We start from the raw sequence: 24411 nt of genomic DNA, 5'->3' as shown, positions 1-24411 counted from the left end.
GATCCGCTCCAACCCAATCAGGAAGGAGGGTCATGCCCGACCATGACACGCTGCTCGCGCGCGTCCGGAAACTCCTCGCGAAGGCGGAGGACCCGGCGGTCACCGAGGCCGAAGCCGAGTCGTACAACACCAAGGCCGCCGAACTGATCGCCAGGTACGGCATCGATCAGGCGTTGCTGGCCGCCTCCGGGGCGACGGCGGACGAGATCACCCAGATCATGATCCCGCTCGACAACCCGTACAGCCGGGACAAGGCGGGGCTGCTCACGAACATCGCGCATCCGCTGCGCTGCCGGGCCCTGCTGCACCGGCTCGGCCAGTCGGTCACCGCGGTGACGGTGTTCGGCTTCCGCTCCGATCTGGAACGGACGGAACTGCTGTACACGAGCCTGCTGCTGCAGGCGACCACCCAGCTGACCCGGGTCCGCCCGGAGAACCGGGTGTTCGCGGGCGAATCCCTGGCCGCGTACCGGCGCACCTGGCTGCACGGATTCTCCGGCGCGGTCTACGAACGGCTCCGCAACAGTGAGGACACCGCGGCCCGCACCCACACCACCGCGGCGGGCCATCGCTCCGCCGAACTGGTCATCCAGGACCGGACGGCGATGGTCAAGCAGGCGTACGACGAGCAATACGGAGATCTGCGCTCGGCGCCGCCGAGGCGGTTGTCCGGCAGCGGCTACCTCGACGGCCACTCCGCCGGCGAACGCGCCAACCTCAACACCACCGGCATCACCGGACGGCGCCGCGCCCTGCCCGTACGCTGACCGCTCGCACCACCTCGCACGGATGACGCCGTGCCCGAAAACCACCTCGTGAGAATGCGTGTCCTCGGCTCTACTGAGGACATGATCGTGATCGAAGACCTGGCCACCCGGCCCGACCTGCGCGAGCCCGCGCTCGCCCTCGGCGGTGTCGGCGGCGAGTTCCTCCAGCACGACCCGGCCGGTCTGCTGGCGAAGTCGTCCCACCTCGCCGCCCGCTGGCCGGAATACTTCCTCGTGCTGCTGGAAGACGATGTCCCGGTGGCGAGAGCGGCCGCCGTCCCGGTCGGCTTTCCGACGGCCGAACGCCCGGAACTGCCGGACCACGGCTGGGACGCCGCCTTGATCTGGGCCGCGGAAGATCTGCTGAGCACCCGTGAGACGAAGACGCTGATCGCACTCGAAGTGATGGTCGCGCCAGGCCGTCGCGGCGGCGGCCTGGCCACAAAAGCGTTGGAAGCACTGAAAAAGCGCGCCTCGGAAACAGGTATGCGCAAGCTCGTCGTGCCGGTCCGCCCGGCAGGGAAGGAGAAGGCACCAGGACTGTCCTTTGAGGACTACATCGCCCGCCGTCGCCCGGACGGACTGCCGGAGGATCCATGGCTGCGCACGCATGAACGGCTCGGCGCCCGGTTCGTGAAGGTGGCGCCGTTCGCGATGACGGTCAGCGGCACGTTCGCCCATTGGAAGGCGTGGACCGGCGTCGAGCTCCGGGACGGCCTCACGGCCGTGCCGGGCGGGATCGCGCCGGTGCTCGCCTCCTCGGCATTGGACCTAGGCGTCTACGTAGAGCCGAACGTCTGGCTGGAGCACCCCCTCCGACGGTAAATCCGTGGCCCCCGAACGCGTCCCGGAACTATCGTCGCCGAATGCCTGACGCGCTCTTCGCCCACGCCCGGCTCGCACCCATCTACGACGCCTTCGACGGTGCTCGCGACGACCTGGACCACTACCTCGCCATCATCGGCGAACTCGGGGCGAAGAGAGTGCTCGACGTCGGCTGCGGCACCGGCTGCCTGGCGGTTCTCCTGGCCGGGCGCGGGATCGAGGTCGTGGGGGTTGATCCTGCCGAGGCATCGCTGGAGATCGCGAAAGCCAAGGATCCGGAAGGGAAGATCACCTGGATCCATGGTGACGCGAAGGCCGTGGGCGCGGCGGGCGCCGATCTCGCGGTGATGACCGGGAACGTGGCCCAGGTCTTCCTGACCGACGTCGAATGGCGCCGGACGCTCGAAGGCGTCCGCACCGCGTTGGTACCCGGTGGTCACCTGGTGTTCGAGATCCGGCGCCCCGATCGCCGCGTATGGGAGGACTGGGCCGCGGACACCGCGCACGACATCATCGACGTTCCAGGTGTCGGCGAGGTCGAGCAATGGCGCGAGGTCACCGAGGTGGACCTTCCGTTCGTGTCGTTCCGGTACAGCTACCGGTTCGCCGACGGCGAGGTCGTCACCTCGGACTCGAAGCTGTGGTTCCGCGAACGCGAAGATCTCGAATCCTTGCTGGCCGAACACGGCTTTCGCGTCCTGGACGTCCGGGACGCCCCCGACCGTCCAGGACGCGAGTACGTGTTCATCGCCCAGCGGGACTAGAGGACTTCGCCGTCCGGAACGGTTTTCGGCCCGGTGATCTTCACGTCGCCGCGGACGACGACGTTCTTCCCGAAGGTGACGTCGCCGTCCACCGAAAGGCTCGTGCACTCCTTCAGCGAAGGGGCGGAAGGGATACGCGCGTCGAAGTCCGGCAGGAGCTTGTAGAACTCCTTGCTCAGCGACACGACCGGCGGGGTGGTGAACTCCGGGATCATCTCCCCGCCCTCGTCGAGCACGTACGCGTCGGACCGGACGACGAGCAGGTCGTCGGTGGTCTTCACCGGCGCGAAGCGGCTTCGCGGGATCTCGATGGCCTGCGCGCCCTCGACCGAGCCGATCGCCGCGCCCATCGCCGTCTCGAGCTGGATCACCGGCGTACTGGCCGAATCGGCCGGATCGACGGTCTTCCGGTTCACGATCAGCGGCAACTGCGGCGCGGCCGGGTCGGCGTCCTGCAGGGCTTTCAGCCGTTCCAGATCGACCCAGATGTTGTTGGTGTTGTAGAAACGCCATTTGCCGACATCGCCGAACGAATCGTCGCCGTCGGGGACCTGCGCGGATTCACGCAGGACGATCCGGCCCGCGCGCCGCGCGAGGTGCCCGCCCTTGCGGTCGGCCGCGGTGCCGAGCACGGTCTCCATCGCGAACGGGACGTTCTCGCTCGCGAGCCACGCGGCGATCCGCGCGTCCGGCAGCGCGCCGAGGTTGTCGGCGTTGGACACGAAACACCAGCGGATGCCCTCCGCCAGCAGAGTTTCGAGCATCCCGCTCACCGCGAGCGCGATGTAGATGTCGCCGTGTCCCGGCGGGCACCATTCGAGTTCCGGGTTCGACGGCCATTCCGCGGGCCGCCCGTCGGCGGTGATCTTCGGTTCGCGGCCCTGCAGGAAGTCGGCCGGGATGACGTCGTCGGCGAGATCGGGGTACTTCTTCAGCAGTTCAAGTGAAGGTTCGCGGGTGCCCGCCGAATTCATCAGGATCAGCGGAAGCCGCGCGTTGTACTTCTCGCGGGTCGAAAGCACCTGCATGGCGATGACGTCGAGGAACGTCTTCCCCGGCTTGATCTCCAGGAGCGACTTCGGACCGGTGAGCCCCATGCTCGTGCCCAGCCCGCCGTTGAGCTTCAGGACGGCGGTGCGGTCCAGCACCCGGCGCGCTTCTTCGGCGTCCGGCTCGGGCAGGTCGACGAGCCTGCTGATGTCCTCGAGGGGTTCGAGTTCGCTTCCCGGCAATTGACCGGCGCCGGGTTCGGACAGCTGCTCGAGACGCCTTCGCAGGGCGGCCAACTCCATGTCGTGGGCCCCCGCGGAACGCATTTTCGACAGCGTTTCGGCGAACTGATCGGACAGGTGCGCGTCAGAGCTCATTGTGCCCTTTCTGAACCACTGCGTCGGGGCGTCAGTCTATTACCGGTCGCGGCGCCAGGCCGTGCTCCGGGGTCAGTACCCCGGTCATGCGGACGTCATGCGGTTCCGCGGGCAACTCACGCACGAGTTCGGCGTCCCGGACGACGGCGACCAGCGCGGCACCGGGCGCGGCGAAGGCGAGCGACCGGTCGTAGTAGCCGGCGCCCCGGCCCAGCCGGACGCCTTGATCGTCGACGGCGAGCGCGGGGATCAGCACCAGATCGGCCTCCCCCAGCGTGTCGGGACCGAGACGGCGCCCCGTCGGTTCGAGCAGCCCCCGCAGCCGGCCGGGCCCGAGGCTCGGCGGGCCTTCGTAGCCGGCCCACTCCAGCGGCCCCGGCGCTTCGGGGACGATCGGCAGCAGCACACGTTTCCCCAGGTCGAGAAGTTGATCAAGCAGTCCCGTCGAGCCCGGTTCGGTACCGAACGGGACGTAGGCGCAGACGACCTCACCCGGTAGCCGGGCGGCCGCGACAGTGAGCGCCGCGGCCTCCCGCAGCCGCTCTTCCGCCACCTGCGAACGTCGTTCGGCGGTTATCCGGGAACGCCACTCCGCTTTGCTCAGGTGTTCATTGCCGGGCTCGACCACGCGGTCAGGTTAGGCTTCACGCCTATGACAGGCGCAGCGACCACCCCGGCGGCACGGACCACGAGGAGCTTGCCCGATCGGGCGATTTCCGCGGCTTCGGACCGCATCACTCCTGGTAACGGTGGTGAACTTCAGTTCACCGACGGGCCTTCATCGCGTGCCTGGTCGAACGAACGGATCGAGATCCCCCAGTCATGACGGAGCCCATCGCCGAAGCGGCAGAGACCGAAGACGCGGGACAGTTCCGTTCCGTCGAGGATCAGATCGCGCTGACCCTGGACGCCGCGGTACGCCCGCGTCCGGTCCGGGTCGCCATCTCCGAGGCCCAAGGCCTCCTGTGCGCCGAAGAGGTCGTCGCCGAACACGCGCTGCCCGGTTTCGACCAGGCGGCCGTCGACGGCTACGCGGTACGAAGTGTCGATGTCCGCACCGCGGGCCAAGAGCCGGTGCAGCTGCCGGTGGTCGGCGAGATCGCGGCCGGTTCCCGCCAGCCGCGGCGGCTACAGCCGGGCCAGGCCGTGCGGGTCGACACCGGCGCGCCATTGCCGACGCTCGCCGACGCCGTCGTCCCGACCGCTTACACCGACGGTCACCAGGCCAAGGTCACCGTGCACAAGTCCGTGCCGTCCGCGGGCTACGTCCGAAGGACCGGCGAGGACGTGCAGATCGGCGACGTCGCCGTACGCAAGGGCGACACCATCGGCTCGGCCCAGGTCGGCCTGCTCGCCGCCGTCGGCCGGGCGAAGGTCCTGGTCTATCCGCGGCCGCGGGTTTCGATCGTGTCGGTCGGCGACGAACTGGTCGACATCGACCGGACGCCGTCGGTCGGGCAGGTTTACGACGTCAACTCCTACGCGCTGTCCGCCGCCGCGCGCGACGCGGGCGCCGAGGTGAGCCGAGTCGGCATCGTCCCCGGCGATCCGAAACGACTGCGTGAGATCGTCGAAGGCCGCCTGCTGATGTCGGAGATCGTCGTCGTCGCGGGCGGCGCCGGCGGAAGCGCGGGCGACGAGGTGCACGCGGCACTGTCCGATCTCGGCCACATCGACATGACCCGCGTCGCCATGCACCCCGGTTCCGTGCAGGGCTTCGGCAGGCTCGGCCCCGATTCGGTGCCGACGTTCCTGATCCCCGGCAACCCGATGAGCGCGCTGGTCGTGTTCGAGGTCCTGGTCCGCCCGCTGATCCGCGCCGCGCGCGGCACCCGCAACCCGCATCGCCGGATCGTCGGCGCGCGGCTGCTCTCCCCGATCACCTCGACCAAGGGCCGCAAGGGTTTCCTGCGCGGGCAACTCCTGCGCGACGAGGGCAACGGCGAGTACCTGGTGCAGCCGCTCGGCACCTCCGGCGCCCATCTGCTGGCGTCACTGGCCGAGGCGAACTGCCTGATCAACATCGACGAAGACCTCACCGAGGTCGCCGCGGGCGAGCAGGTCAAGGTGACCTTCCTGGCCCAGCGGGCGTAATGGGCGCACCGATTTCCGGCGTCGCGTATCCGATCGAAAGCAGGCATCCGGGCTGGCCCGCGAAGCTGGGGCCGCTCCGGGTGCCCGCCGGGATCCTCGCCGTCCGGCCGGTCCGGCTACGGGACGCCGGCGAGTGGAGCCGCGTCCGGCTGCGGGACCGCGAACACCTCGAAATGTGGGAACCGACCGGTGTCGGGCCGTGGCCGGACCGCAACGCGTACTGGTCGTGGCCGTCGCAATGGCTGGCCCTGCGCGGGCTGGCCCGGCGCGGTCAATGTCTCCCGTTCACCATCACGGTGGATGGACGCTTCGCCGGACAGATCACTGTGGGTAACGTCATCCGAGCTTCACTCCGGTCCGCCTGGATCGGCTACTGGGTGTCATCGGACATCGTCCGCGGCGGCGTCGCGACCGGCGCCGTCGCCCTCGTCACCGACCACGTCTTCGACTTCGGCGGGCTACACCGGCTCGAGGCCACCGTCCGCCCCGAAAACACCCCCAGCCTGCGGGTTCTCGCCAAAGCGGGGTATCGCCAAGAAGGTCTTTTCGAGCGATATCTCGATGTCGCGGGCGGCTGGCGCGACCACTTCTGCTACGCCGTCACCAAGGAAGAAACCGGTGACGGACTGGTGTCGCGGCTCGTCGCGAAGGGCCTCGCGGAGCGCGTTTGACCCCGTCACCGGGTCGTTCCGGTGACCGCGTTACCACAAGCTGTGAGATTCACCTAATTTGGTGATGCATTTTCCGTGATCGAAACCGGCGAGTCTGCGCGGCGTGTGTGACTGTTGTGGCTAGCGTGACTACAGCAGTGGATCGGGGGAGGTGACGGGAGATGCCCAGTTCGGTGATCATCGTCGCGCTCGCAGCGGCATGGCTCGTCGTTCTCGTGCCCATGGTCGCCCGCAAGCGCCAGCAGGTCGCACGGACGACGGACTCGGCCTTGGCGGCGCGAGTCGTGCGGAGCGGGAGCACACGCCACGAGGGACCGGAGGAGTTCGCGATGGCGGAGAACACGGAACCATCGGTAGAAGACGACCTGGCCGAACTCGAGGCGGAGCTCGACGCCGACCTCGAAGACGAGGAGCCGGAAGCCGAACCGCTTCCCCAGCCCTCGCACGCGGCCCGTCCCGAAAGAGAACGCCAAGGCGCCGGCTACCGGCCGGGCCGGGGCGGATTCGACCCGGAGGCGGCGGATATGGCCGCCCGCGCCAAATACGCGTTCCGGCAGCGGGTCGTCATCGCACTCCTGGTGCTGGTCGTCACCACCGCGGCCGTCGCCGGCTTCCTGACCCCGACGGTCTGGTGGGCGAACGGTGTCGTCGACGTGGGCCTCATCGGCTACCTCGCGTACCTGCGCCGCCAGGTCCGCATCGAAAACGAGATCCGGCAGCGCCGCCTCGCCCGCTTCAACAACACCCGCGCCCCGCGCCGTCCGGCGACCGCCGACGACGAACCCCACGAGTCCCACGAGGACGTCGAGGTCGTCGCCGCCGAACGCCCGGCCGTCGTGGAGCGCAAACCGTCCCCGATGTCCCGCCTCCGGCGCCAAGCCGTCGTCGTCGACCTCGACGACGAGGACCCGGCCTTCCACGAGCTCGACGAGCCCGGGACCAGGCCTTTCCGCCGGGCCGCCGGAGAGTGACCCCCGGATTTTGGGGCTCCATGAGCCACTGATAGGCTCATGGAGCTCCAAATGAGGGGCAAGCTTCACCAGGGGCTGTAGCGCAGTTGGTAGCGCGTCTCGTTCGCATCGAGAAGGTCAGGGGTTCGATTCCCCTCAGCTCCACAGCAGCTCAAAGGCCCTTCCCACGGATATGGGAAGGGCCTTTTTGCTACCCGTACAGCAGCGAAGTACAGCAGCAGATCATTGCAAGCTGTCTCCGAGTTTCTTAAGCGCCGCCCGCGTCTGGTCCGACGAAATCTCGGTGTAGATCTCCATCGTGACCGCGAACTGAGCATGCCGGAGAATCCGCATCGCGACCCGAGGGTGCACGTCGAGATCCGCCAGCAGCGACCCGCAGGAGCGGCGACCGTCATGCACGGTGATGTACCGGACGCCCGCCTTCCTGCATCGAGTCGCCCACGACCGGAGGAAGTTACGCGGCTCGATCGGCGTGCCGTGCTCAGTCGTGAACACGAGCCCACTGTCTAGCCAGGCATCAGCCTTCTCCTTGTCCCGGCCCCGACGCTCCAACCGCAGCTTCAACGCCGCTGTGACGATGTCGATCAAGGGCATGATGACGGGCGGCGCCTTCACTTGGCGATGCAGGCACTACCCTGGCTCCTCCCAGCTGCCAGGAGGTATTCCGCTCCAACGGCTCGAAGTTGATCGCACTATCTGGAGCCCGAGCGCCAGCGTCTACGACCTGACCTGACCTCGGTGCACCGGGAAACGTCGCCGTTGCCAGCGGCCATGGACGGTCCAGCGATGCTCGCCCAGCGCGGCCGCAGTCAGCGCCGCCGACCGCCACACCGAACTCATGCAGCGCATCGACAGCACCCAGATCAGGCCGGGAGTGCTCGATGCTGGAGTGAAGCATGTACGCCCGATCGCAACGGATCTTATCCGACCCGCCGGAAAAGCCTTTCGATAGAGAACCTTCACTTCCAGGAGTGGATCACGCCCAGCACAAACGCTTCAGAGCTGCTCTACGTCAGAAAGTCTTTGCGATCATCAAAACGCCACCGGGCACCAGTAGGAACTAGTCCTTCGTAAGCTGATTCCGCGACTCAACCTAACATTAGGTCACATCGGGGCATCAAAGGCGCATCATTGCTACGCCAACCGGGTATTTCTGCGCAGCACATGGTGCAGATCCGCCGACGCCGGCGACTACACATCGCAACCTGAAACGTTGAACTCCGGGGAGGTCGCGATGCCAAGATTTCGCGATCGAAGTGCGGGGCAAGCTCGCGCGCTTCGAGTCTTTGGCAAAAAAGTCGACGAAGTCAAACAGGACGCAGGCTATCCGACCGGATGGCTGCTTGCTCCCCACCCGATTGTTTTCTTGTCGGCTGTCATTCTAGCAGCAGCCGTGACGGTCTCTTGGGGGGCGAATGTCAACACTTTGACGATCGTAACTAAATCCGTACTTGGAACCATAAGCGCCGCACTCCTTATTTTCCAAGGGTTCGCCGCGATTTTCGCATGGCGGCTCGTGACATTATACGGCCACAAGAAGATTCCACGAAACCCAGACGACGGCATCGGCAAGGCGGTTCACTACGAGATAACCCCGGACTACGTCAGAAGACTACTCAAAGATGGCTATAAACGATTCCATCACATGGAGCTGGATCTAGTCATTGATCTACTCCTTGAGCCACATCGATTCAATCTGCGGATCACCGAAGAGATCGTCGCCGAGCAGCCCGTTTCTCGCTGCACAGTCACCAAAGACATTCGCTTGGAGAAGGTGGATATCAAAACACCCTTACTCGTTCCGATAGCGGACTTTCCAAAGGGTGTCCTACTGGACGGCTTAGAAGTGACCGTCGATTCAAAGCCGGCGACGATACTATCCTATGATGAAAGTCTTCGCGTATCGGCAGCACTATTGCTCACGGCGCGCGCAATCGAGTATCTAGGCGTTCTGGAAGTTACTGATTCGGACGAAGTTCGGCTCACCACGAGTGATCGAACTGTGATCAGTCAATTTCGCAACCAAATCAGCTCGGATATGTATGAGATCGCCCGACCCGCGAGCAGTCTCACCGACAAGGAGAAGTCTGTAGCAGAACTTGACTTGCCAGCTTCGAACGGAACGCCTCAACCTTCGCGCGCAGAATGGCTTATATCCAGACTTCGAGCAAATTATGTACTGTACGCCGTCGTTGAAGAACCACGAGCATCGCTGAAAGTCACATACAGTCGCTTCACCGCACTACACGGAAAAGACGCCGTAAAGTCTCAAGCAGGACGCCGCCTGGATCGGGTGGCGGAAATCAGGTTTCGCCTCGGGCAATTTCCGGTTCGAATCACCTACACCACACCATTGATATACAAATGCGAAAGTTACCATCTTCGCGTGGTGCTCCCTTCGGGCCTTTATGTCCATACACACGAACTACATGAACGAGTAAGCAGCACCGGCCTCGAGCCCAGGCAACAACAGTATTTCAAGGCACTTGCAGGCCAAACAGAGTCCGACGATGGTGATCCTCCGACTTACATGCGAGCCAGAGATCATCGAGCGTTGCCGTATGCTCACTTCTACGCGCGCAATGGTTATCAAATGAAGAGAGTGCTGCACACTCACGTGCTTAATGTCTTCGAAAGCCCTCTTGCCACCCTGCGACTTGCCGCAACACTCCTGTTTCTCTCGTCACTGGGTATCATAATCGCAGGTGTGACACTGGTTGACCAGGCTGGAAGTTACAGTCTTAAGAGTGGAATTATTGCCGTGGCGATATCAGCGCCCGGCGTGCTCGCCTCATGGTCGAGGCAGGTTTTCGGCATCGAAGCCTTGCAACGATCGTCGCTCATGACTCAAATCGCACTACGCTCAACAACGGCATTTTCGCTGGCCGGTCTGGCACTTGCGGTTCTCGCAGACACAGGAGCAATAAGATGGCATGTCGAACTGCATCTGTTTTCACCTCACGGGCCCCTCGTACCCGTATATGACGGGTATTGGATACTGTTGATATGCTTATCCAGCCTTACGAGCATGCTGGTTTGGTGTCGATATCATAAGCGACGCATGCAGTATCTGGCGCTTCGTCGAAGATCATTGACATCTGTCCACAATCGGAGCATGGGAGAAGACGCGTGAGATGTGTTAAACTTGTATGTTTGGTCGACACTACGCCGATTGACCGAGTGAACGAGAGAGGTTCATCGTGAATGATCCGACAACCGTTGAGATCCATGGTGAAGCGTTCACCTACCCGGCGCGAATCACGAAAGATGCCAACGGGGAAGACCTGCGCAAAGCGGCACAGGTTGTGCGAAGCCTGACGGCGAGTCAGTTTGACCAAATTCTCGGCGATGTTGATGACTGGCCACGCCCGAAGCCTCATGTCAACGCAGACCGTACGGGAAGCAGTTGAGACCCGCTGGTCATCTGGCTGCAACTCGCCAGGTCGTCGACACCGTACTGCGGTCCGAGGCACATGCACGAGTACCAGCCTCTAAGGGACGCGTCGACTCGACAGCACACCCCCGGATTACGGTCGATACCGCTTCGCCAGGGAATCCCTCTGAGTAACACCGAATCGGAATAGATCACCTCGCTGCGAACGCGGCTGCCGCCAAGGCTGCCGCGAAAAGCGCGTACGAAGCCAGCAGTCCAGTGCCCGATGAGCTCAACGCGCCACCCACGGCACGCCCCAGCAACTGCCCGACGCATTCCGCGGTGATGACCGCGGTCGCAAGCTCCGCCGCGGTGAAACCGCTCGCGTCCGCGGTCGTGGCTCTGAGGTACAGGTCCGGATAGGCGAGTCCGACGCCGATTCCGGCGACGGTCCAGGCGATGAGGGATACGGCGAACGACCCGCCGAAGGCAACGACAGCGGTGCCGAGGGCGGTCAGGCTCAGGCCCACGACGGGAAAACGCGCCGAGGGGAACTTGGCGGCCACCAGGCTGGTCACCGCCCAGCCGAGCGGGGCGGCGCTCAGGACGATCGCCGCCTGCCCGAGGCTCACCTGGTATTCGCTCGTCAGCAGTACGGTGATCAGGCTGTCCGCGCCGAAATAGCCGATCGCGAACAGCGCCATCGCGCCGAGCGCGGCGGGGGTTCCCGGCCGCAGTCGTGCGGTGCCCGGAGGCAGGATCGCGATCATCCCGGTGACGGTGATCGCCGCCCCGGCGAGCGCGAGCGGCCAGAAGCCGTTGCTGAACACGATAAGTGCCGCCCCGAGCGGCACCGACAACGTCCGCGGCAAGGGCCGCGGAGCGTCGTCGCGTGTGTCGTCGCGGGCGGCGCGTATGACCAGCAACCGTCCGAAAAGGACGAACGGCACCGGCAGCAGCAGAGTCCATCGCCAGCCGACGAGCCGTTCCAAGCCCAAGGTCGCCGCTGGGCCTGCCAGTGCGGGCACGATCCACATCGCCGAGGACGCCGCGATCACGCGGATCCGCAGCCGGTCATCGAGATGCCGGATCGCCGAGCTGACACCGAAAATCGCCAGCAGACCGCTGGCGAGCCCGGCGGAGAACTGGCCGAGGGCGAACATCCACGCCGTCCGCGCCATCGCGGCCAGGAAGAGCCCGCCGAGGTAGGCGATCATCCCGATGGCGAGAGTGCCGCGCGGCCCCAGGCGGGCGAGAACCCGGCTCGCCAAGGGAAGTGCGACGAAGAGCCCCAGCGTCGAGCCGGCGATCAGGAGCCCGAGGTCGCTCCTCGCGTCGAGATCGCCGGCGACGACGGGCAGCAGGGTGGAGGCGACGAATCCGGTGACGGCCGCCGCGAACTCGAGCGCGACGATGCCGACCGCGAGGAACAGCGGTCCCGCGCGCCGGGTTCCGATCACGTGTAGAGGTCTCGGTCGTACAGGTTGAGCTGCACCCAGACACCGTCGGGATCCTGGACGCGCATCGAATATCCGAAGCCTTCGTCCATCGGCGGACCCGGCTCGAATCCGGCGGCCCGCAGGCGCTCCGCTACGTCTTCCAGGGGTTCGTCGACTTCGAAGGCCAGTTCGCATCGGCCCACGTCGTCGCCGGAAGACCGGTGGATGGCCAGCATCCCACCCTCGGCGGGCATCTCGACCCAGCCGCCAGGGCGTGACACCGGCCCGGCCCGCAGGCCGAGTGCCTCGTAGAACCGCGTCATGGCCTCGACGTCCGCGCTGTAGCGGATCGGCATGATCTTCATCGTGCGCGTTCCTCACTGGTCCGCAGGTACTCCTCCAGCACCCGTTCGACGAACGACGAAAGCGATTCGTCGGCGTCGACGGACGCGTGCTTCACCCGCTTGATGAGGTCGTTCGGCAGATAGACGTTGAATTGCCGTTTGGCGACCTGGGTCATGCTCGCATGCTAGCAAGTGAGCATGCGGTCATGCGGGCGATCGCGGAGCACCAGCGGGATCGTGGCCAGCGCCAGTGCGGCGCCGATCCAGGGGATGGCGGTCAGCGAAGCGCCCAAGTTCAGTGCCCCGGCGGCGAAGGCCGGAGTGAGGCTGATGCCCAGCTGGAAAGCCGAGACCGTGGTCGCGCCGGCGAGGGTCGGGGCGGAAGAGGCGATGGTGAACACCCGCCCGTAGAGCGCCGGGTTGAGCACGAAGGCCGCGACTCCCAGTAGGAACACCGTAGGCACGACAACCCAGGCGGAAGCAGCGAAGAGGGCGAGCAGCGCCGAAAAGACCGCGATGCCGACGGCGCCGCCGAGCAAGGCGTCGTGCGGGCGCTTGTCGGAGATCCGGCCGCCGAGGGACAGCCCGGCGAAGGCACCGATTCCGAACAGCGCGAGGACCGCGGGGATCCAGACCGCCGGAAGGACGTCCGTCAGCATCGCCGCCAGGTAGTTGAAGGACACCATGTACGCGGCGGTGCTCAGGATCGTGATCGCGTAGATGCCCCAGAGGCGTGGCGTCCGCATGGCGAGCAGTTCCCCCGCAAGGCTCGGCGCGGCGGACGCGGTGGCGGGCAGGCCGACGGCGCACGCGACCACGCCCAGCACGGTGAGCAGCACGACGCCCCAAAAGCCGCCGGTCCAGTCGGTGAGGTTGCTCAGCAGGGTGCCCGCCGGTCCCCCGGCCACCATGGCGACGCTGAGTCCGGCGACGACGACGCCGGAGGCGCGGGCGTTGCGGTCGGGAGTCACCAGGCTGATCGCCGTCACGGCCGCGACGGCGAAGAAACCGGCGTAGGCGAGACCGGCGACGAACCTGGTGACCAGCAGGATCCAGTAGTCGTCGGCGAGCAGGCCGGTCGCGATGGCGGCGGCGAAGACGGCCTGCGTGGTCATCAGGGCCGTTCTCCGCGGCCACTTCAGGCTCAGCACGGCGAACGGTGGGCCGCCCAGCACGACGCCGAGGGCGAACGCGGTGATGAGCGCGCCCGCGGACGACAGGGAGACGCCGAGATCCGCGGCGGCCGAGGGCAGGACCCCGGCCATCAGGAACTCGGCGCTCCCCATCGCGAACAGGCTGAAAGCGAGGAGATAGACCCCGAAGGGAAGGCGCTTGGTCTCGATCATGGCGCCAGCATCGGTGGTTTCTGGCTGTTTCGGCAAAGAACTTTGCCGGAACCGGGACGATCTGCTGTGCTGGCGAAATGGAGAGCGACCCCACTGTCACCGCGGCGATCGAATCGATCGCGCCCCGGCTGCGCCGTGCCCGGGAGAAGAAGGGCACGACGCTGATGGAACTCAGCCGCGCCACCGGCATCTCCACCAGCACCCTGTCCCGGCTCGAATCCGGACAGCGGAAGCCGAGTCTCGAACTGCTGCTGCCGGTGATCGCCGCGCTGGGCCTGCGTGTCGACGAGATCGTCTCGTCACCGAGAGTGCTCGAACCGCCCTCGGACGGCCGTGTCCTCATCCCGCTCACGCGGCACGAGAACGGGCCCCGTGCCTACAAGATGACGATCCCGGCCGTCAACGACGAGCCCCGGCCGCGAACGCACGCCGGCCGAGAATGGCTCTACGTACTGCGGGGAAGGCTCCGGCTCGTACTCGGCGACCAGGACGTCGTGCTCGGTCCCGGCGAGGCCGCCGAGTTCGACTGCCGGACGCCGCATTGGTTCGGCGCCACCGGCCGCGGGCGGGTCGAGGTGCTCAGCCTGTTCGGCAAACAGGGCGAGCGGGTCCATGTCCGCGCCCGCACCCGGTGAACTCAGTGCGTTTGCCGGAACCCGCGACCGCGATCGACGTCGGCAGGACGCGACCTCGTCATCCACCCCACGATGCCTTCGGCCGGGCGGGTTCAGGCGTCTGGTCACCTTTCGGGTGAGTCCGCTGCTCCGCCTACCTGTACTCAGACGCGCTGCTGGATACGGATCAGGTTCCCGGACGGGTCGCGGACGGCGCCGTCACGCAGGCCGTACGGCTGGTCGGTTGGCTCCTGGATGACCTCGGCGCCCGCCTCCTGGAGGTGTTTGAAAAGGCCGTCGAGGTCGTCGGAGGAGAACAGGATGCTCGCGTAGGTGCCCTTGGCCATCATCTCGCCGATGACGCGGCGCTCGTCCTCGGTGATACCCGGGTCGACGGCGGGCGGGTGCAGCACGATCGACACGGGCTGCCCCGGCGGGCCGACGGTGATCCAGCGCATGCCGTCGTAGCCGACGTCGTTGCGCACCTCGAAACCAAGGGTGTCGCGGTAGAAGGTCAGTGCGGCTTCGGGGTCGGTCTGCGGGAGGAAGCTCCCGTGAATGGCGATGTCCATGACGGTCACGCTAGGTGAGACCGGTTCGCCGCGCTTCTCGATTCCTGATCGGTCTCGGCTAGGAGATCCGCTTGGTCAGATGCACGGTGACCCGGTCGCCGATGTCCTTCTGGATGATCTTCCGGAACGGCTTGCGCAGCGGCATCATGTGCACTCCACCACCGATGGGCAGCATGCTCACCTCGTAGTCGTGGCCGTCCACGGTGCCGCTGACCTTGACGGCCTTGCCGGTACCGAAGAACTCCGCGGAATCCGGCATGTTCACGCACGGCCGGCCGCTGGCTTCTCACTCTTCCTTGCCGCCTGGATCGCGGCGACAGCGCGGTCGACGTCGGCTTCGGTGGTGCTCCAGTTGGACACGGAGATGCGCATCAGACGCCTCCCGTGCCAGGTGGTCGCGCCCAACCAGCACTCGCCGGAACGCTGGACGGCTTCGACGATCCTGTCCGTTTCGTCGCCGAAGCTGACGAGGACCTGGTTCAGCACCACGTCGTTCACGACGGTGATGCCTTCGCTCGCTTCGAGTTCCCCGGCGAACCTCCTTGCCAGCGCGCAGCATCGTTCGACCATCTCGGCGATCCCGGCGCGGCCCAGTTCGCTGAGCGCCGCCCACGTGGCGAATCCTCGTGCCCGGCGGGAGGACTCCGGCACGAAGTCGCTCGGTGCCCGCACCCCGCCGTCTCCCTGGCCTGTCAGGTACGCGGCGGTGAGCGCCATCGCGGCCCTGTGCGACTCGGGATGGGCGCAGAAGGCGTAACCGCTGTCGTACGGGACGTTGAGCCACTTGTGCCCGTCGACCGCCCACGAGTCGGCCGTTTCCAATCCCGCGGTCAGCTGCCTGAGCGAGGGGGCGGCGGCCGCCCAGAGCCCGAAAGCGCCGTCGACGTGGACCCAGGCTCCGTGCCGGTGGGCGATCTCCGTCGCGGCGGCGAAATCGTCGAAAGCGCCGGTGTTCACGTTGCCCGCCTGGAGGCAAACGATTGCGGGCCCGTCGAGCGCCTTCTCGAGAGCCGCGACGTCGATGGCGCCTTGGCCATCCGCGCGCACCGGCTTGACGGCGTCGGTGCCCAAGCCGAGCAAGCGGAGGGACCGGTCGATCGTCGCGTGCCGCTCTTCACTGGCGATGACCCGCAGCGGCGGGGCCCCGGGCAACCCCCGGCGCTCGACGTCCCATCCGGCCCGCGCCAGCACGTGATGCCGGGCGGCGGCCAGGCAGACCGTGTTCGCGCCCTGCCCGCCGGTCACGAACCCGAAAGAGGCACCGGACGGGAGTCCGAGAACGTCCTTGAGCCATTCGCCCGCCACTTCCTCGACGATCGCGGCGGCGGGCGAAGTGACCTTGTTGAACGCGGGCTGGTCCCAACCGGTCGCCAGCATGTCGGCCGCCGTCGCCGCTTCGAGCGCTCCGCCGGTGACGAAGCCGAAGTACCGCGGCCCGGTGTTCGCCACCAGCGCCGGCTCGACGGCGTCGGCCAGCCGCCGGATCACGTCGGCGGGTGGCACCGGTTTCTCGGGCAGGTCGCCGAGCTTTCCCCGGACACCGCTCGTGTCGTGCGGGAAGACCGGGCCGTCGGCGACGCTTTCGCGGTAGTCCGCCACGCGAGCGGCGACGTCGGCCAGCAGACCGCGCAATTCAGTCATCCGACGGCTCTCTTTCGATCGTCGCGAACCAGGCGGGGGCGCCGTTCTCGTCGTGGAACCTCGTCCTGACGCGCTCCTCCTCGATGGTCTTCACCCGCCATCCTGCCCCGAAGGGCTTTGTCAGCGCTTCGCGTTTTACGGGATGCGGCCCGGCGTTCTCGCCCTCGCTGAAGCACAGGATGTAGAGCGTCCCCTTGGTGACCGCTTCGAGGCTTTTGACGTACGCGACGCGCTCGTCGGCGTCGAAGGCGTGGAAGAGCCCGCAATCGAGCACCGTGTCGAACCGCTTCCCGAGTCGTTCCAGGTGAAGCGCGTCCGCCGTCACGAACTCGGCGTCGAGACCGCGCTCGCCCGCCTTTCGTCGCGCGGTCGCGAGCGCCGTCTCGGCGACGTCGACGCCCAGCACCGAGAACCCGAGCGACGCGAGGTGCAGCGCGTTCTCGCCGGACCCGCAGCCCGCGTCGAGCACCCTGCCGGTGAATCTTCCCGCCGCGTTGGCGACGGCGGGCTGTGGGCCGCCGAAATCCCAGGGGGCCGGGCCTTCGTGATACGAGGCGTCCCAGGGGCGGCCGGTCCTGCGTTCATGACTGGTCGGGTTCCTGCCGCCGAACGGATCTTCCGGCATGGTGACCACCTTTCCGGCAGGCCGTCGCGGCTTGCCGCCCACGAGCTTAGGAACTTCACCGGTGTTCGTCGATGGCTCCTCAAAGTTCGCCCGAAAGGGCTTGATTTCCCGCGGTCGAGAATTCCCGCGAACAAGCGCTCCCCCGAATTCTCGGGATACCCGTCAGGTCATCGTCCCGACGAAAATCAACTTGTCCGAAACACTCCTTCCAGAGGAATTCGCAAAGGGGATAAAATGAGAAAATCGACTCGGATCGCGACCCTGCTGGCGACCATCGGCCTACTCGGCGGCGGCGCGCTGACGGGCTCGCCCGCCTCGGCCGCGGAGCCCGAGCTGAAGTCCGCGCTGAACGGCAAATGCGCCGACATCTTCATGTATCACCTGGAGAACGGCGCCTCCGTCGTGACGTGGGACTGCACCGGGAAAGCGAACCAGCGGTGGAAGTGGGATGGCGAGCAGATCCGTTCGGACATGAACGGCAAGTGCCTGGAGATCTACAACGGACATCCGGGCGATCAGGGCTCCGTGAGCATGTGGGACTGCAACGGCGGGCCGCACCAGAGGTGGTATCAGGTCGGTGACGAAATCCGCAATCGGGCCACCGAAAAATGTCTCGACATCCTCGGGGGCCGACCCGAGAACGGCCAGCTCCTGGTCAGCTGGAACTGCAATCGCGAGAAGAGCCAGCACTGGGAGTTCTAGCGACCATCGGGCCCATCGGTCAATTCGTTCCGCGCCGATCCCGATGCGGTGCATAATCGGGCGATGAGCTCGATGGAATCGGTCATCAAGGGCCTGTCCTGGGGAGCGGCGAACTCCACTTCGATGCCCGAACTGGGTAACGTGTTGTCGGCACGGATCGGGCGGCTCGTACCGCACGACGGATATCTGCTTCTCGGCTTCGATCCCGTCACCGGTGCGAGCTGCCTGATCGCCCGACAGCATTTCTTCACTCCGCGAACCCGCCATCGGCTCGAAATCGACCTGTCGCACGCAGGCCCCGGCGACCCGCTGTTCACCATGTTCCGCCGCCGGATCCACGTGCTGGGTTCCGGCCTCACCGACGAGCGGTTCAGCACGCACCTGCACGACACGATGGCGTCGGAGGGATTCGGGAGCCAACTGTGCCTCACCCTGACCCATCGGGGCAGCACGCGAGGCGGCCTGATCCTGCTCAGAGAAAGAGGCTCCAGACCGTTTTCCGGCGTCGAGGCCGAACTCGCGTCCCATCTGGCCGAACCACTGGGCGTCGCGCTCCGGACGTTCGTCTCGGCCAAACCGCCGCGTGGCGCCCTTCCGGCGGCGCAACCCGGCGTGGTCATCATCGGCGGCGACAACACGGTGAAGGCGATGACCCCCGCGGCGAAGGAGATGCTGGCCGATCTGCTGCACGACCTCGCGATCACCGACGACGAACTGCCCAATACCCTGCTGAACATCACGCTCTTCGCACGCCGGCCGGGCGGTCAGGCGGTCAGCCGGATCCCGGCGTCGTTCGGCTGGCTGGTGCTGAGCGGGCAGGCCATCGACAGCACGTCGACGAGCGATGTGGCGATCACCGTCCAAACCGCCGGTGCCGACCTGCTCTCCGCGATTTCCGCCTGGTACGGCATCACGCCCCGCGAAACCGCCGTCATCGAGAGGCTCTTGGAAGGGCTGCCCGCCAAACACATCGCCCGCCACCTGGACCTCTCGACCTATACCGTGAACGACCACCTGAAAGCGATCTACCGCAAGATCGGTGTGACCAGCCGAGAGGAACTCACCGCCACCCTCACGCACACGCGGGTTCCTTCTTGAACCAGGCGCCGGCCAGGAACAGAGTGCCGATGAGCAGCAGGGCGATCGTTCCGGCGTCGAAACCACCCAGCAGTCCGAGCAGGACCGCCCAGGCGACCACGCCACAGCCCAGCCAGGCGGGCACGCGTTCGCCGCGCCTCGTCAGCCGGATGACGAGAGCGCCCAGCAGAAGCAACGGCACTCCGAAACTCCCCGGGCTGAGCCAGAACGCCTCCGCCATGGGGAGCCGAGCGGGCGACGGGTCCAGCGTGACCGTGTTGAAAAATCCTTCGTCGAAGATCCGCGCCCAGACTTCCTGGCGCATCGTAGCGGCGACCACGGTATGGAAGAGGCCACCGCCCAGGGCGAGGATCCCGCCCCAGGTGGCAGGGTCGCGCCACCGTACGCGGGTGGTGGTCGTTTCGGCGGCTGTGTCGATTGTCGTCATGCGCATCAGGCTGCTCGCCTGCTCGACGGGAATCCTCGGCCTGAGGTCGCCGGCACCTCCACCGAAATGATGAGATCGGCTCAGCCCGGACGCACGAGTCCGTTCTCGTACGCGAAGATCACCGCCTGCACCCGGTCACGGACCCCGAGCTTCGCGAGGACGTGGCCGACGTGCGTTTTCACCGTGGCTTCGGAGAGGAAGAGCCGCTTCGCGGCCTCGGCGTTGGAGTATCCCTGCGCGATCTCCAGCAACACGTCCCGTTCGCGCCCGGTGAGCCGGTTCAGCAACGGAGAAGTCTCACGTGCGACCGCGAGCTGGTCCAGCATGCGACGGGTCGTGGAGCGCGCGATCACGGCATCGCCGGCATGGACGGCGCGGATCGCATGCAGCACTTCGTCGGCCGACGCGTCCTTGAGCAGGAAACCGCTCGCGCCGGCGCGCAGGCCCGCGATGGCGTACTCGTCGAGGTCGAACGTCGTCAGCAGGATCACTTTGGGCGCGTTCTCGCGGGCAGCGACCACTCCGGTGGCCTCGACCCCGTCCATGCGCGGCATCTGGACGTCCATCAGCACGACGTCGACCCGTGTTTCGGCGAGCTTCGCGACCGCCTCCACCCCATCGGCGGCCTGGACGACGATCCGGATGTCGTCGGTCGCGTCGACGACCATGGCCAGGCCGGTCCGGACCAGTTCCTGGTCGTCGACCAGCGCGACGTCGATCGTCATCTCGAAGCTCCTTGTTCGCCGACGCGGAACTCCGCGCGCACCCTGAAACCGCCGTCGACGGGACCGGCCTCGAACGTACCGCCCGCGGCTCGCACGCGTTCCCGGACACCATCCAGGCCGGCGCCCGTGCCGGGAAGTGACGGCCGCTCGCCGGCACCGGCTCCGTCGTCCTCCACGACGAACACCGACGCGTGCGGGGTGTGCGTGATCGAGACCGTGACAACCGTGTGCGGGCCCGCGTGTTTGACGCTGTTGGTCAAGCCTTCCTGGACGAGCCGGAACGCCGCCATGGCCGCGCTCGCCGTCAGCACGCCGGGCCGACCCTGTTCGGTGAGCCGGACATCGACGCCTGTCGCGCGGACACGCTCCACCAAGGCCGGGATTCCGGCGAGCGAGGACCGCGATTCGGTCTCCCGCAACACCCGCAACGTGTTCCGCATGTCGGCCAGTGCCTCGCGGGCGGTCCCGGCGATGACGGAAAGCGCCTGTGCCGCGCGGTCCGGCGACTTGGCGGCGATGGCGGAGCCGCCTTCGGCCTGGCGCACGATGACCGCCAGGGAATGGGCGACGATGTCGTGCATGTCGCGAGCGATGCGCTGACGCTCGTCTGCCGCGGCACGCTCGGCGGTTTCCGCGGCCTCGCCGGCGAGGCGCCGCCGCCTGTCGAACCGGAAACGGCCAACGGCCCAGGTGCCCGCCACCGCCGCGACCAGGGCGAGAACGGCCAACAGCAGGGTGAGCCACCCCGTGGGGAGCGCGCCGTAGGCCGTCGCCGTCCGAGCCGTGCACAGCAACGCTCCGAGCACACTGATCCCGAGGGCGAGCAGGCTTTCGCGCAGCGGCCGTCGCGCGGCGACGGCGTACAGAAGCACCAGGTACGCCGCCGACGCCGGGAGAAAGAACAGCGGGATCTCCATGCTGTCGCTCGCACTCGCCAGCCCCAGCGGCGCGGGCCGGACCACCGTGTTCGGCAACGCGACGAGCACCGCCATCGCGAGTCCGGCGGAGAGGAACGCGGCTTGGGTGGCGATCCTCCGCAACGCGACGGTGGCGAGCACCGTGAACCCGCAGAGGCCCGCCACCCACGACACCCAGGCCGGGGAGCCGGCCACCAGGAGGATGTCGAGCGAAGGAGGCCCCAGCAGTGCCGCGATGGCCACGGTGAGAAGGACGTCCAAAACGGTCGGGTGTGTCCGCGTCCACCGGTCCACGCGGTCGGTCCACGTCACGGCCACGATCGTAGACACCGTTCCCGACGCGGTACAGATCGCTGACCAGGCGAGGATGTGACGTTGGGAAACCTTGTTTGACCTGCGCCGGAATGCCCCGGTACCGTGTTGTGTTAGCACTCTTGTCGGCTGAGTGCCAATGCACGAAGGAGCAGCAGTGCCCACCTACCAATACGCCTGCAAGGAATGCGACCACGCTTTCGAGGCCGTGCAGTCGTTCTCCGACGCGAGCTTGACCGAATGCCCGCAGTGCTCGGGCCCGCTTCGCAAGGTCTTCAGCTCGGTCGGTGTGGTCTTCAAGGGCAGCGGTTTCTACCGCAACGATTCACGCGACTCGAAGGCCAACACGACCACGGCCCCGGCCAAGACCGAGACCAAGTCGGAGTCGAAGACCGAGTCGAAGTCGGAGACCAAGAGCGCGGCATCCTCCTCCACGGGTACGACGAAAACGGCCGCCGCCGCTTCCTGACGTCCCGAGTTGTCCACAGGCCCCCGGTTATCCACAGCCGGGGGTTTTCGTTCTTTCCAGGGCACCGGACCGCCCCTAGCGTCGAGATCATCACCGATCGACGAGGGGGAATCCCGTGCTCCACACTCTGCCCGTCCTGCGAAGACTCCACGGCAGGCCCGCGCGGCTGCTCCGCCGCTGGCTAGCCCTGTCCCTGCTGCTCAGTGGCGTGGTCACGCTGTTTCTGCCAGCCTCCGCCCGTGGCGCGCCCGGCACCGCGACCGTCGTCTCCGCGCGTGACCTCCCGGCCGGGACGGTGCTGCGCGCGGGGGATTTCAAGCTCGTCGACCTCCCCGACGACGTCCGTCCGCAGGGCGCCCTTGACCGGTCTGACTCGGCGGAGGGGCGGATGCTCATCGGTGCGGCTCGGGCAGGCGAGCCGCTGACGGACGTCCGCCTGGTGGACGCGGCCATCCCCGGATCGGGTGATCCCGAGAGTTCCACGGTCCCGGTGAGGCTCGCCGACGCCGGGGTCGCGGAACTGCTCAGGCCGGGTCAGCGGGTCGACGTCGTCGCGGCCGCCGACGCCGGGCGAGAGGCGTCTGTGCTGGCCAGCATGGCTGTCGTGGCGGCGGTCGGCGAGCAGGGCGACCGCGAGCCGAAGACCGCCGGTGCCGGGAGCAAGGGACCTTTGGTGCTGCTTTCCCTGCCCGCCGCGATCGCGACACGGGTCGCGGCCACTTCGCTGGAACGGTCCATAGCGGTTACCCTCCGCTAGCTCGCGCCCTGCCCTGTGGAGGCGGGCGCCTGCGTCCCCCCGGTATGGAGAAGGGACGGTCGGCGAACCGTCCCAGGTGAAGAGGAGAGCGTCTTGATCAAGGGCTTCAAGGACTTCCTGATGCGCGGGAACGTCGTCGACCTCGCGGTCGCGGTGGTCATCGGCGCCGCGTTCACAGCGATCGTCACGGCCTTCACGAACGGCCTGGTCAAACCGCTGATCAACACCATCGGCGGATCGGACGCCGCCAAGGGGCTGGGATTCAACATCCTCGCCGAGAACGACGCCACGTTCCTCGACTTCGGCGGCGTGATCAACGCGGCGATCAACTTCGTGCTGGTCGCGGCCGTCGTCTACTTCGTGATCGTGCTGCCGGTCAAGCACGTCCAGGAGCGGCGCAAGCGCGGTGAAGAGGCGGGCCCGGCGGAGCCGACCGACGTCGAACTGCTCACCGAGATCCGCGACCTGCTGCGCGCGCAGCAGAACCGCGCGAGCTGATCCGGATCACCGGTCGTGATGAGGCGGCCGGTTCTCCAGGAACCACGAGTCGGAGTCCGGGGAACGCTGCCCCGGCTCTCGCTCGTCGGAGGTCGTGTCCGGCAGGACGTCGCCGAAGATCTCGTCGACCCGGCGCCGTTTCTCCGCGCGAGAGGCCGCCGCGGCGGGGCGCTTGTCTTCGTCTTCACCTGGCATGACCTCCATTTTCGCACCGGTCGCGGGGTACGCCGCCCGGTGGGACCATCAGCGCATGAGCATTGTCGACAAAGCGAAGGGGCTGGCCGCGCAGGCCATCCACAAAGCGGAAGAGGTCGCGGGCGAAGTCCGCGAGAAGGCCGGGCCGCTGGCCGAGAAGGCCGGTGACGTCGCGGCCAAGGGTGTCTCGGCGGCGTCGGCCGGGGCCAACAAGGTCACCGGCGGCCGGTTCGAGGACAAGATCGGCCACGTCACCGAGAAGGTGGAAGGGGTGTTGCATCAGGACAAAAAGGGCGAGCCCGGGACAGAGCCCGGACCCGCCGCCAAGAACTAGGCCTCTTCGAGACCGGACAGCTCGTCGATCACGTACGGCACCAGCGACGAGAGCGTCGCCATACCGTCGCGGACGGCCGCGCGTGAACCAGCCAGGTTGACCACCAGCGTGCTGCCGGAGACGCCGACGAGCCCGCGGGAGATACCCGCGTCCACCGCGCCGGCGGCGAGACCGGAGGCGCGCAGTGCCTCACCGATGCCCGGGATCGGGCGGTCGAGCACACCGGCCGTCGCGTCCGGCGTGCGGTCGCGCGGGGAGACCCCGGTGCCGCCGACGGTGATCACCAGGTCGGCGCCGCCGATCACGGCGGTGTTGAGCGCGTTGCGGATCGCGGCCGTCTCGGCCTCGACCACCACGACACCGTCGACGATGAATCCGGCCTCTTCGAGCAGCTCTGTGACCAGCGGTCCCGTGTTGTCCTCGTGTTCGCCGTGGGCGACCCTGTCGTCCACGATGACCACCAGTGCGCGGCCCAGCCGTTGTGCGCTCCGTTCCATAGGCACACCGTATCCGGTTTCGGCTGATCTTCGCTCCCGTGGTGCCGCGGGCCACGAGTTGTGACGA

Annotated in this window: 31 protein-coding genes and 1 tRNA gene; 16 read left to right on the top strand and 16 right to left on the bottom strand. The window is 66.9% G+C overall.

Going from position 1 to position 24411, the window contains the following annotated elements:
- The first annotated feature begins 32 nt into the window (after positions 1-32).
- The 3 genes from ACIHAO_RS14650 (at position 33) to ACIHAO_RS14640 (ending at position 2356) form a co-directional block, all read left to right on the top strand.
- A complete protein-coding gene (locus ACIHAO_RS14650) occupies positions 33-767 on the top strand; it encodes a DUF2786 domain-containing protein (protein WP_125782440.1) in 735 nt (244 codons plus the stop codon).
- An 81-nt stretch (positions 768-848) separates the two neighbouring features.
- A complete protein-coding gene (locus tag ACIHAO_RS14645) occupies positions 849-1592 on the top strand; it encodes a GNAT family N-acetyltransferase (RefSeq protein ID WP_396557933.1) in 744 nt (247 codons plus the stop codon).
- A gap of 41 nt (positions 1593-1633) precedes the next feature.
- A complete protein-coding gene (locus ACIHAO_RS14640) occupies positions 1634-2356 on the top strand; it encodes a class I SAM-dependent methyltransferase (RefSeq protein ID WP_396557931.1) in 723 nt (240 codons plus the stop codon).
- Here the strand turns inward: ACIHAO_RS14640 and ACIHAO_RS14635 are convergent.
- The gene (locus ACIHAO_RS14635; protein WP_396557929.1) at positions 2353-3723 is read right to left on the bottom strand and encodes a UTP--glucose-1-phosphate uridylyltransferase; all 1371 of its coding nucleotides are present in this window, start codon (positions 3721-3723) and stop codon (positions 2353-2355) included. The two genes, ACIHAO_RS14640 and ACIHAO_RS14635, sit on opposite strands and share 4 nt — an antisense overlap.
- A 31-nt stretch (positions 3724-3754) precedes the next feature.
- Positions 3755-4327, bottom strand: coding sequence for a 5-formyltetrahydrofolate cyclo-ligase (locus tag ACIHAO_RS14630; protein ID WP_396558255.1), 573 nt, complete (start codon positions 4325-4327; stop codon positions 3755-3757).
- A 218-nt stretch (positions 4328-4545) separates the two neighbouring features.
- On the opposite strand from ACIHAO_RS14630, the gene glp reads away from it, so the two are divergent.
- The 4 genes from glp to ACIHAO_RS14610 all read left to right on the top strand — a co-directional run bounded on the left by glp (position 4546) and on the right by ACIHAO_RS14610 (position 7603).
- Entirely contained in the window at positions 4546-5817 is a 1272-nt protein-coding gene (gene glp / locus ACIHAO_RS14625) for a gephyrin-like molybdotransferase Glp (RefSeq protein WP_005155621.1), read from the top strand.
- Positions 5817-6488 carry a GNAT family N-acetyltransferase gene (locus ACIHAO_RS14620; RefSeq protein WP_396557927.1) on the top strand — a complete coding sequence of 224 codons (672 nt, stop codon included), beginning with the start codon at positions 5817-5819 and terminating at the stop codon, positions 6486-6488. Before glp ends, ACIHAO_RS14620 begins: the two co-directional genes overlap by 1 nt.
- Before the next feature lie 161 nt (positions 6489-6649).
- Positions 6650-7459, top strand: a complete 810-nt coding sequence (gene glpR / locus ACIHAO_RS14615; protein ID WP_396557925.1) for a gephyrin-like molybdotransferase receptor GlpR — start codon at positions 6650-6652, stop codon at positions 7457-7459.
- A gap of 71 nt (positions 7460-7530) precedes the next feature.
- Positions 7531-7603 (top strand) — tRNA-Ala (locus ACIHAO_RS14610).
- 78 nt (positions 7604-7681) lie between these two features.
- Here ACIHAO_RS14610 and xerC read toward each other — a convergent pair.
- Positions 7682-8074, bottom strand: a complete 393-nt coding sequence (gene xerC / locus ACIHAO_RS14605; RefSeq protein WP_396557923.1) for a tyrosine recombinase XerC — start codon at positions 8072-8074, stop codon at positions 7682-7684.
- A gap of 619 nt (positions 8075-8693) precedes the next feature.
- On the opposite strand from xerC, the gene ACIHAO_RS14600 reads away from it, so the two are divergent.
- Positions 8694-10592 (top strand): hypothetical protein, encoded by a 1899-nt coding sequence (locus tag ACIHAO_RS14600; RefSeq protein WP_396557921.1) that lies wholly within the window; start codon positions 8694-8696, stop codon positions 10590-10592.
- A gap of 67 nt (positions 10593-10659) precedes the next feature.
- A complete protein-coding gene (locus ACIHAO_RS14595; protein ID WP_396557919.1) occupies positions 10660-10869 on the top strand; it encodes a hypothetical protein in 210 nt (69 codons plus the stop codon).
- Between the two features lie 175 nt (positions 10870-11044).
- On the opposite strand, the gene ACIHAO_RS14590 is transcribed toward ACIHAO_RS14595, so the two are convergent.
- Genes ACIHAO_RS14590 through ACIHAO_RS14575 form a run of 4 tightly spaced genes read right to left on the bottom strand, consistent with a single transcriptional unit; the run spans position 11045 to position 13961 of the window.
- Positions 11045-12292, bottom strand: coding sequence for an MFS transporter (locus ACIHAO_RS14590; protein WP_396557917.1), 1248 nt, complete (start codon positions 12290-12292; stop codon positions 11045-11047).
- Complete coding sequence (locus ACIHAO_RS14585; protein ID WP_396557915.1) at positions 12289-12636, bottom strand: VOC family protein; 348 nt, start codon at positions 12634-12636, stop codon at positions 12289-12291. The genes ACIHAO_RS14590 and ACIHAO_RS14585 overlap by 4 nt, the downstream gene beginning before the upstream one ends.
- Positions 12633-12791, bottom strand: a complete 159-nt coding sequence (locus ACIHAO_RS14580) for a CopG family transcriptional regulator (protein WP_125782406.1) — start codon at positions 12789-12791, stop codon at positions 12633-12635. Before ACIHAO_RS14580 ends, ACIHAO_RS14585 begins: the two co-directional genes overlap by 4 nt.
- A gap of 9 nt (positions 12792-12800) precedes the next feature.
- A complete protein-coding gene (locus tag ACIHAO_RS14575; RefSeq protein WP_396557913.1) occupies positions 12801-13961 on the bottom strand; it encodes an MFS transporter in 1161 nt (386 codons plus the stop codon).
- Positions 13962-14038: 77 nt separating this feature from the next.
- On the opposite strand from ACIHAO_RS14575, the gene ACIHAO_RS14570 reads away from it, so the two are divergent.
- The gene (locus ACIHAO_RS14570) at positions 14039-14596 is read left to right on the top strand and encodes a helix-turn-helix domain-containing protein (RefSeq protein WP_396557911.1); all 558 of its coding nucleotides are present in this window, start codon (positions 14039-14041) and stop codon (positions 14594-14596) included.
- A gap of 143 nt (positions 14597-14739) precedes the next feature.
- Here the strand turns inward: ACIHAO_RS14570 and ACIHAO_RS14565 are convergent, their stop codons facing one another.
- The 4 genes from ACIHAO_RS14565 to ACIHAO_RS14550 are packed head-to-tail and all read right to left on the bottom strand — an operon-like array spanning position 14740 to position 17413.
- Positions 14740-15147 carry a VOC family protein gene (locus tag ACIHAO_RS14565; protein ID WP_125799319.1) on the bottom strand — a complete coding sequence of 136 codons (408 nt, stop codon included), beginning with the start codon at positions 15145-15147 and terminating at the stop codon, positions 14740-14742.
- 58 nt (positions 15148-15205) lie between these two features.
- Positions 15206-15406 (bottom strand): DUF1905 domain-containing protein, encoded by a 201-nt coding sequence (locus ACIHAO_RS14560; protein ID WP_396557909.1) that lies wholly within the window; start codon positions 15404-15406, stop codon positions 15206-15208.
- A gap of 2 nt (positions 15407-15408) precedes the next feature.
- The gene (locus ACIHAO_RS14555; RefSeq protein ID WP_396557907.1) at positions 15409-16788 is read right to left on the bottom strand and encodes a pyridoxal phosphate-dependent decarboxylase family protein; all 1380 of its coding nucleotides are present in this window, start codon (positions 16786-16788) and stop codon (positions 15409-15411) included.
- Positions 16781-17413: a class I SAM-dependent methyltransferase gene (locus ACIHAO_RS14550; protein WP_396557905.1), complete on the bottom strand. Its 633-nt coding sequence runs from the start codon at positions 17411-17413 to the stop codon at positions 16781-16783. Before ACIHAO_RS14550 ends, ACIHAO_RS14555 begins: the two co-directional genes overlap by 8 nt.
- A 234-nt stretch (positions 17414-17647) precedes the next feature.
- On the opposite strand from ACIHAO_RS14550, the gene ACIHAO_RS14545 reads away from it, so the two are divergent.
- The gene (locus ACIHAO_RS14545) at positions 17648-18115 is read left to right on the top strand and encodes an RICIN domain-containing protein (protein ID WP_396557903.1); all 468 of its coding nucleotides are present in this window, start codon (positions 17648-17650) and stop codon (positions 18113-18115) included.
- Between the two features lie 63 nt (positions 18116-18178).
- Positions 18179-19213: a response regulator transcription factor gene (locus ACIHAO_RS14540; protein ID WP_396557901.1), complete on the top strand. Its 1035-nt coding sequence runs from the start codon at positions 18179-18181 to the stop codon at positions 19211-19213.
- Here the strand turns inward: ACIHAO_RS14540 and ACIHAO_RS14535 are convergent.
- From ACIHAO_RS14535 to ACIHAO_RS14525, 3 genes are all read right to left on the bottom strand, one after another.
- Positions 19188-19640, bottom strand: coding sequence for a DUF6463 family protein (locus tag ACIHAO_RS14535; RefSeq protein WP_396557899.1), 453 nt, complete (start codon positions 19638-19640; stop codon positions 19188-19190). The two genes, ACIHAO_RS14540 and ACIHAO_RS14535, sit on opposite strands and share 26 nt — an antisense overlap.
- 80 nt (positions 19641-19720) lie before the next feature.
- Positions 19721-20365 (bottom strand): response regulator, encoded by a 645-nt coding sequence (locus ACIHAO_RS14530; RefSeq protein WP_396557897.1) that lies wholly within the window; start codon positions 20363-20365, stop codon positions 19721-19723.
- The gene (locus ACIHAO_RS14525; RefSeq protein ID WP_396557895.1) at positions 20362-21594 is read right to left on the bottom strand and encodes a sensor histidine kinase; all 1233 of its coding nucleotides are present in this window, start codon (positions 21592-21594) and stop codon (positions 20362-20364) included. The genes ACIHAO_RS14530 and ACIHAO_RS14525 overlap by 4 nt, the downstream gene beginning before the upstream one ends.
- Before the next feature lie 157 nt (positions 21595-21751).
- Between ACIHAO_RS14525 and ACIHAO_RS14520 the strand changes: the two genes are divergently transcribed.
- From ACIHAO_RS14520 to mscL, 3 genes are all read left to right on the top strand, one after another.
- Positions 21752-22063, top strand: a complete 312-nt coding sequence (locus ACIHAO_RS14520; RefSeq protein WP_396557893.1) for an FmdB family zinc ribbon protein — start codon at positions 21752-21754, stop codon at positions 22061-22063.
- Between the two features lie 115 nt (positions 22064-22178).
- Complete coding sequence (locus tag ACIHAO_RS14515; protein WP_396557891.1) at positions 22179-22820, top strand: SAF domain-containing protein; 642 nt, start codon at positions 22179-22181, stop codon at positions 22818-22820.
- 93 nt (positions 22821-22913) lie between these two features.
- Positions 22914-23318: a large-conductance mechanosensitive channel protein MscL gene (gene mscL / locus ACIHAO_RS14510; protein WP_219148200.1), complete on the top strand. Its 405-nt coding sequence runs from the start codon at positions 22914-22916 to the stop codon at positions 23316-23318.
- A gap of 6 nt (positions 23319-23324) precedes the next feature.
- Here mscL and ACIHAO_RS14505 read toward each other — a convergent pair whose 3' ends face one another.
- Entirely contained in the window at positions 23325-23513 is a 189-nt protein-coding gene (locus ACIHAO_RS14505) for a hypothetical protein (protein WP_396557889.1), read from the bottom strand.
- A gap of 55 nt (positions 23514-23568) precedes the next feature.
- Here ACIHAO_RS14505 and ACIHAO_RS14500 point away from each other — a divergent pair, with 55 nt between their 5' ends.
- On the top strand, positions 23569-23847 hold the full coding sequence (locus ACIHAO_RS14500) for a hypothetical protein (RefSeq protein ID WP_396557887.1): 279 nt from the start codon (positions 23569-23571) through the stop codon (positions 23845-23847).
- Here the strand turns inward: ACIHAO_RS14500 and ACIHAO_RS14495 are convergent.
- Positions 23844-24344, bottom strand: coding sequence for a molybdenum cofactor biosynthesis protein B (locus ACIHAO_RS14495; RefSeq protein WP_005155592.1), 501 nt, complete (start codon positions 24342-24344; stop codon positions 23844-23846). The two genes, ACIHAO_RS14500 and ACIHAO_RS14495, sit on opposite strands and share 4 nt — an antisense overlap.
- Positions 24345-24411: the final 67 nt, after the last annotated feature.

This window comes from Amycolatopsis sp. NPDC052450 (assembly GCF_044547565.1).
Lineage (GTDB): Bacteria > Actinomycetota > Actinomycetes > Mycobacteriales > Pseudonocardiaceae > Amycolatopsis.
This window is presented reverse-complemented; position numbering and strand designations above follow the sequence as displayed.

Coding starts and splice junctions, on each gene's coding strand:
- ACIHAO_RS14650 (WP_125782440.1), top strand. CDS start 33: ATGCCCGACCATGACACGCTGCTCGCGCGCGTCCGGAAACTCCTCGCG.
- ACIHAO_RS14645 (WP_396557933.1), top strand. CDS start 849: ATGATCGTGATCGAAGACCTGGCCACCCGGCCCGACCTGCGCGAGCCC.
- ACIHAO_RS14640 (WP_396557931.1), top strand. CDS start 1,634: ATGCCTGACGCGCTCTTCGCCCACGCCCGGCTCGCACCCATCTACGAC.
- ACIHAO_RS14635 (WP_396557929.1), bottom strand. CDS start 3,723: ATGAGCTCTGACGCGCACCTGTCCGATCAGTTCGCCGAAACGCTGTCG.
- glp (WP_005155621.1), top strand. CDS start 4,546: ATGACGGAGCCCATCGCCGAAGCGGCAGAGACCGAAGACGCGGGACAG.
- ACIHAO_RS14620 (WP_396557927.1), top strand. CDS start 5,817: ATGGGCGCACCGATTTCCGGCGTCGCGTATCCGATCGAAAGCAGGCAT.
- glpR (WP_396557925.1), top strand. CDS start 6,650: ATGCCCAGTTCGGTGATCATCGTCGCGCTCGCAGCGGCATGGCTCGTC.
- ACIHAO_RS14600 (WP_396557921.1), top strand. CDS start 8,694: ATGCCAAGATTTCGCGATCGAAGTGCGGGGCAAGCTCGCGCGCTTCGA.
- ACIHAO_RS14585 (WP_396557915.1), bottom strand. CDS start 12,636: ATGAAGATCATGCCGATCCGCTACAGCGCGGACGTCGAGGCCATGACG.
- ACIHAO_RS14580 (WP_125782406.1), bottom strand. CDS start 12,791: ATGACCCAGGTCGCCAAACGGCAATTCAACGTCTATCTGCCGAACGAC.
- ACIHAO_RS14575 (WP_396557913.1), bottom strand. CDS start 13,961: ATGATCGAGACCAAGCGCCTTCCCTTCGGGGTCTATCTCCTCGCTTTC.
- ACIHAO_RS14570 (WP_396557911.1), top strand. CDS start 14,039: ATGGAGAGCGACCCCACTGTCACCGCGGCGATCGAATCGATCGCGCCC.
- ACIHAO_RS14565 (WP_125799319.1), bottom strand. CDS start 15,147: ATGGACATCGCCATTCACGGGAGCTTCCTCCCGCAGACCGACCCCGAA.
- ACIHAO_RS14560 (WP_396557909.1), bottom strand. CDS start 15,406: ATGCCGGATTCCGCGGAGTTCTTCGGTACCGGCAAGGCCGTCAAGGTC.
- ACIHAO_RS14555 (WP_396557907.1), bottom strand. CDS start 16,788: ATGACTGAATTGCGCGGTCTGCTGGCCGACGTCGCCGCTCGCGTGGCG.
- ACIHAO_RS14550 (WP_396557905.1), bottom strand. CDS start 17,413: ATGCCGGAAGATCCGTTCGGCGGCAGGAACCCGACCAGTCATGAACGC.
- ACIHAO_RS14545 (WP_396557903.1), top strand. CDS start 17,648: ATGAGAAAATCGACTCGGATCGCGACCCTGCTGGCGACCATCGGCCTA.
- ACIHAO_RS14540 (WP_396557901.1), top strand. CDS start 18,179: ATGAGCTCGATGGAATCGGTCATCAAGGGCCTGTCCTGGGGAGCGGCG.
- ACIHAO_RS14535 (WP_396557899.1), bottom strand. CDS start 19,640: ATGACGACAATCGACACAGCCGCCGAAACGACCACCACCCGCGTACGG.
- ACIHAO_RS14530 (WP_396557897.1), bottom strand. CDS start 20,365: ATGACGATCGACGTCGCGCTGGTCGACGACCAGGAACTGGTCCGGACC.
- ACIHAO_RS14505 (WP_396557889.1), bottom strand. CDS start 23,513: ATGCCAGGTGAAGACGAAGACAAGCGCCCCGCCGCGGCGGCCTCTCGC.
- ACIHAO_RS14500 (WP_396557887.1), top strand. CDS start 23,569: ATGAGCATTGTCGACAAAGCGAAGGGGCTGGCCGCGCAGGCCATCCAC.
- ACIHAO_RS14495 (WP_005155592.1), bottom strand. CDS start 24,344: ATGGAACGGAGCGCACAACGGCTGGGCCGCGCACTGGTGGTCATCGTG.